This is a genomic window from Escherichia sp. E4736, from assembly GCF_005781225.1.
Classification (GTDB): Bacteria; Pseudomonadota; Gammaproteobacteria; order Enterobacterales; family Enterobacteriaceae; genus Escherichia.
Genome location: NZ_VATT01000072.1, coordinates 1 through 1,174, shown reverse-complemented (window position 1 = coordinate 1,174; position 1,174 = coordinate 1). Strand labels below are relative to the sequence as shown.

Annotated in this window: 1 protein-coding gene; it reads left to right on the top strand. The window is 56.2% G+C overall.

Annotated features, from left to right (window positions below):
- A partial coding sequence (locus tag FEK46_RS23270; RefSeq protein WP_171021386.1) for an Ig-like domain-containing protein occupies window positions 1-1,174 on the top strand: 1,174 nt, incomplete at both ends.

Below are 1,174 nucleotides of genomic sequence, written 5' to 3'. Positions count from 1 at the left end.
GGCGAATGGCAAGGATCTGGTCACCCTGACCGCCACGGTGGAAGATCAATACAAAAACCCTGTCAGCCAGCACGACATTAACTGGCAGATCCAGCCGGCAGGTAAGTATCATCTTACCGGCAGTCCGCAAAAAACCGACGATCGGGGCCGGGTTACCGCAACGCTGGCTTCAGAGGATGTGGTCGCCTGTCAGGCCGTGGCAACCGCCAACGGTGTGAACAAATCGTCTGCCACCATCAACTTTAGCGCCGACGCGGCCACCACCCGTGTTTCCGCCCTGACATCGTCCACAACAGCCGATGTCGTTGCGGGCAAAGATGTCATTACGCTGCTGAGCGTAGTGACTGACAGCAACGGCCACCCTGTTGCAAAGCAAATAGTTTACTGGAGTTCTGATAACACCACTGGCGATTTCATTCCAGCTGATGCCAGCGAAACCAACAGTCAGGGTATTGCGGAGATAAAATATAAGGCCACCCGTTCCGGTGCCGCGCACATCACGGCGAGCACGAATCAAACCAGCCGGGATATAGCGGTGAATATTATCGGTGATATGGCCACCGCGATCCTGTCTGACAGCAAAGTGGACAAAACTCAGGCCGTCGCCGATGGCAACGAACCGATGACCTGGTCGGTCACGGTGAAAGATGCGAACGGCAATACTCTGCCTGGCGCACTGGTCAACTGGAACAGCAGCGATCCGAAGCTGATCTTCGTCAGCACCAGCAGCCTTGCGGATAATCAGGGGGTTGCAACCATGCATTTCACCTCCACACACGCCGGGCAGACAACTGTTTCCGCCACCACCGCGAACGGTGCAGCGAAACAAACCACCACGCTGACGTTTGTTGCCGACACCAAAAGCGCCGTGCTGAAAAACATCACACCGGATAAAACCACGCTGCTGGCCGATGGAAAGGACAGCGCTACGCTGACTGCTGTCGCAGAAGACGCACAGGGTAATCCGTTAAAGAATGTCCAGATCGACTGGAGTTCAACCAGCAATACCGCGCAGTTATCCGCCTCGACCACCCAGACGGACGAACAGGGACATGTCACTGTTCAGGTCAGTTCTCCGACGGTGGAAGAGGTTACGCTGACAGCCACGCTGCAGGGGCAGAAGCTGGCTTCTCCGGTCCTGCACTTTATGGCGGACAGTAAAACCGCCGCGGTA